The organism is Frankia sp. AiPs1 (assembly GCF_023716945.1).
In the GTDB taxonomy this organism is placed as follows: domain Bacteria; phylum Actinomycetota; class Actinomycetes; order Frankiales; family Frankiaceae; genus Frankia.
In genome coordinates this window covers 1-3,957 of sequence record NZ_JAMQQF010000559.1, presented here as the reverse complement: position 1 = coordinate 3,957, position 3,957 = coordinate 1, and the positions used below count along the sequence as shown (strand labels likewise).

The 3,957-nt window shown below is 71.2% G+C and carries 3 protein-coding genes; all 3 read right to left on the bottom strand.

Annotated elements, in window-relative coordinates; translation table 11 throughout:
* Positions 1 to 206: 206 nt before the first annotated feature.
* Positions 207 to 1,622 carry a dihydropyrimidinase gene (gene hydA / locus ND748_RS27270; protein ID WP_251749073.1) on the bottom strand — a complete coding sequence of 472 codons (1,416 nt, stop codon included), beginning with the start codon at positions 1,620 to 1,622 and terminating at the stop codon, positions 207 to 209.
* 94 nt (positions 1,623 to 1,716) lie between these two features.
* On the bottom strand, positions 1,717 to 2,556 hold the full coding sequence (locus tag ND748_RS27265; RefSeq protein ID WP_251749072.1) for a nitrilase-related carbon-nitrogen hydrolase: 840 nt from the start codon (positions 2,554 to 2,556) through the stop codon (positions 1,717 to 1,719).
* 317 nt (positions 2,557 to 2,873) lie between these two features.
* Complete coding sequence (locus tag ND748_RS27260) at positions 2,874 to 3,650, bottom strand: aquaporin (RefSeq protein ID WP_251749071.1); 777 nt, start codon at positions 3,648 to 3,650, stop codon at positions 2,874 to 2,876.
* Positions 3,651 to 3,957: the final 307 nt, after the last annotated feature.

Below are 3,957 nucleotides of genomic sequence, written 5' to 3'. Positions count from 1 at the left end.
GCGCCGACCGCGGCACGCACCTCCCGCGCCGAGGCGAGCGCGACCCGGGCCTGCTGCTCGCCGGTCGCCGGATTCCACACCGGCGCGTAGCGACCGGCGGCATCCGCCACCTCGGCCCCGTCGATCAGATGCCCGATCGTCCGCATCGCCGCATCTCCCTCTTCCGTGTCAACGCAGGTCAGTGCGGTCAACCCAGGTCAGTGCGGTCAACGCAGGTACTGGGACAGGCCGCGGGGCACGTAGCGGCCATGGCCGGCGCGGCCGCTGAACTGGCCGCCGGAGACGACGACGGACCCGCGGGAGAGCACCGTGTCGACCTTCCCGGCGATCTCGAAGCCCTCCCAGGCCGAGTGGTCGAGGTTCATGTGGTGGGTGGCGGCACTGATCGTCGTCGTCACGGCCGGGTCGTAGACGACGATGTCCGCGTCCGAGCCCGGGGCGACGACGCCCTTGCGCGGGTAGAGGCCGAACATCCGCGCCGGGGTGGTCGCGCAGGTCTCGACCCAGCGCTGCAGCGAGATCTTCCCGGCGACGACGCCCTGGTAGATCAGGTCGATGCGGTGCTCGACCGTCCCGATCCCGTTGGGGATCTTCGAGAAGTCGCCGCGGCCGAGTTCCTTCTGCTCGGCGAAGCAGAACGGGCAGTGGTCGGTGGAGACGACGGCGAGGTCGTCGGTGCGCAGGCCGCGCCACAGGTCGTCGGCGTGCGGAGCGGTGTTCGTGCGCAGCGGCGGGGAGGCGACGTACTTGGCGCCCTCGAAGCCGGGCGCGCCCAGGTGCTCCTCCAGGCTCAGGTACAGGTACTGCGGGCAGGTCTCGGCGAACACGTTGCGCCCGGCGGCGCGGGCGCCGCTGACCACCCCGAGGGCTTCCGAGGCGGACAGGTGCACGAAGTACAACGGGGGGTTGCCGGCGACCTGGGCGAGCACGGACGCCCGGTGGGTGGCCTCGCCCTCCAGCGCCGGCGGTCTGGTCAGGCCGTGGTGGATCGGGTCGGTGTCGCCGCGGGCCAGCGCCTGGGCGACGAGGACGTCGATGGCCAGGCCGTTCTCCGCATGCATCATGATCGTGGCGCCGGAGTCGGCGGCGCGCTGCATCGCCCGCAGGATCTGACCGTCGTCGCTGAAGAACACACCGGGGTAGGCCATGAACAGTTTGAAGCTGGTGACGCCCTCGTGAGCGACGAGGGAGTCCATCGCCTTGAGCGCGGCCTCGTCCACGCCACCCATGATCATGTGGAAGCCGTAGTCGATCGCGCACTGCCCCTCGGCCTTGGCATGCCAGCCGGCCAGACCCTCCTCGACGACCTCGCCGGTACGCTGCACGGCGAAGTCGACGATCGTGGTCGTACCGCCCCAGGCCGCGGCGGCCGAGCCGGTGGCGAACGTGTCGGACGCCGCGGTGCCGCCGAAGGGCAGCTCCATGTGGGTGTGCACGTCGACCCCGCCCGGGATGACGTACTTGCCGGTGGCGTCGATGATCCGGTCGGCCTCGACCGCCGGGCGGCTCGCTGCGCTCGGCGGGGCGAGCAGGGCGGCCACCGTCTCGCCGTCGACGAGCACGTCCGTCGGGGTCGCGCCGAGCGGTCCGACCAGCGTCCCACCCGTGATGAGCGTTCTCATGCGTCAGCTCCTTGCCGCGGGCAGGGTCAGGCGGCGGTGCGGGTCAGGCGGCGGTGCGGGTCAGGGGGCGGTGCGGGTCAGGGGGCGGTGCGGGTCAGGGGGCGGTGAGGTCGCCGTAGGTGTCCGGGCGGCGGTCCCGGTAGAAGGCCCAGCGGTTGCGCACCTCGGTGAGCAGGTCCAGGTCGAGGTCGCGGACCATCAGCTCGGGCTCGTGCGCGTCGCCGGTGCCGTCGACGAAGGCGCCCTCGGGGTCGACGAAGTAGGACGTGCCGTAGAAGTCGTCGTCGCCGAGATCCTCGATCCCGACCCGGTTGATGGCACCGATGAAGTACTCGTTGGCGACCGCTGCAGCCGGCTGCTCCAGTTTCCACAGGTAGTTGGACAGGCCGCGCGACGTCGCCGACGGATTGAACACGATTTCGGCGCCGTTCAGGCCGAGCGCGCGCCAGCCCTCGGGGAAATGCCGGTCATAGCAGATGTAGACGCCGACCCGCCCGATCGCAGTGTCGAAGACCGGGAATCCGAGGTTTCCCGGCCGGAAGTAGAACTTCTCCCAGAACCCGGTCACGTGCGGGATGTGGGTTTTGCGGTACTTGCCGAGATAGCGCCCGTCGGCGTCGAGGACGGCCGCGGTGTTGTACAACACTCCGGGCTGCTCCTGCTCGTACATCGGTAGCACCATGACCATGCCGAGCTCCGCTGCCAGAGCCTGGAAACGCTCGGTGGTCGGCCCGGGAATCGACTCGGCGTAGGCGTAGTAGGCGGGATCCTGTACCTGGCAGAAGTACGGGCCGTAGAACAGCTCCTGGAAGCAGATCGCCTTCGCCCCGGCGGCGGCGGCCGATCGAGCGGCCTCCTCGTGCGTCTTGGTCATCGTTTCCTTGTCGCCGGTCCAGCGGGCCTGGACGAGCGCGGCTCGAATCACCCTGGACATGCCTGCACCACCCCTGTCGCCGGTCGCCTGGCCGCCGCGCGTTCGTCCCGGCGAGCTGTCGTAGAAGTCTGCTGCACCAGCTTTTCCGGGGCCGCTTCCACGCACCGTCGCGGGTCGGGCCGACACGGTTCGCCGTACCCCGTCGCCGGTCCGCGCACGCCGGAGAGTCAGCTATTCGTGACCGCAGACTACGGTCACGAATCAACCCGAACAATCGTCCCGTTGTTAACATTTGTTGCGGGCGGGGACGACCGCTGCGCGGGGCATCGCCCGGACGGTAAGCCGCGCCGCCCAGGTCGCAGCCGCGCCGATCCGACCTACTCGACGCCGCCGCGGATGAGCCGAGCGGTCTCCCGCGCGATCCGGCTCAGCGACTCCTGCGGCAGCTCGGCCTCGACGGTGGATGCGCTGACCTGCGGTCCCGGGCGCAGGCCGAGGTAGGCGGCGGCGGCGAGGCCGGCGCCGAGCGCCGGCGCCAGGATGAACAGCCACAGCTGCCCCAGCGCCCAGCCCCCGACGAAGACGGCCGGGCCCAGCGAGCGGGCCGGGTTCACCGAGGTGCCGTCGAGCGGGATGCTGATCAGGTGGCACAGGGCGAGGACCAGCCCGATCGCGAGGCCCGCGAAGCCGAACGGCGCCCGGACGTCGGTCGCCCCGAGCACGGTGAACACCATCAACGTGGTGAGCAGGACCTCGACGAGGAAGACACCGCCGAGCCCGTAGCCGCCCGGGGAGTGCACGCCGTAGCCGTTCGCGCCGAGCCCCTGCAGGTCGGGCGAGTACCCGAACGGCCCCGCGTCGGCGAGCAGCCAGACCGTGCCGGCTGCGACGATCGCGCCCACGCACTGCGCCGCGACGTAGCCGAGCGCGTGCCTCGGCTCGATCTTCCGGCACAGCAGCAGCCCGAGGGTCACCGCCGGATTCACGTGGCAGCCGGAGATCGGACCGATCACGTACACCAACACGAGCAGTGCAAGCCCGAACGCCAGCGCGATCCCGAGCACGCCCACCGCGTCGCGGGCCAGCACGGCCGTCCCCACCCCACCGAGGACCAGCACGAATGTTCCGAGACCTTCGACCAGGTACCTGCGCACGCGGCACCCCTTCCGCCGCCGGGACCGCCCCGGCCGCAGCCGGCGGGCAGATCCATCTAGTCGCTCCAAGTAGCTGAATCGTTCCACAGGGTTCCCAACCCCGCCGGATGATCATGTGGCAGCCATCGTCGGGCGGGCCGGACGTGCCGCGACGTGCCGACCGCGCGCCGGCAACCCTGATCCGCCGCGAACGCAGCCGGGCCAAGCCCACGGCTCGGTCAGCCGCGGTTCTCCCGGGTGGGGGCGGACAGCGCGCCAAGATCGGCCGGCCAGTCGGCGAGAGCGGGACCGGGCGCGGGCGGAGGCG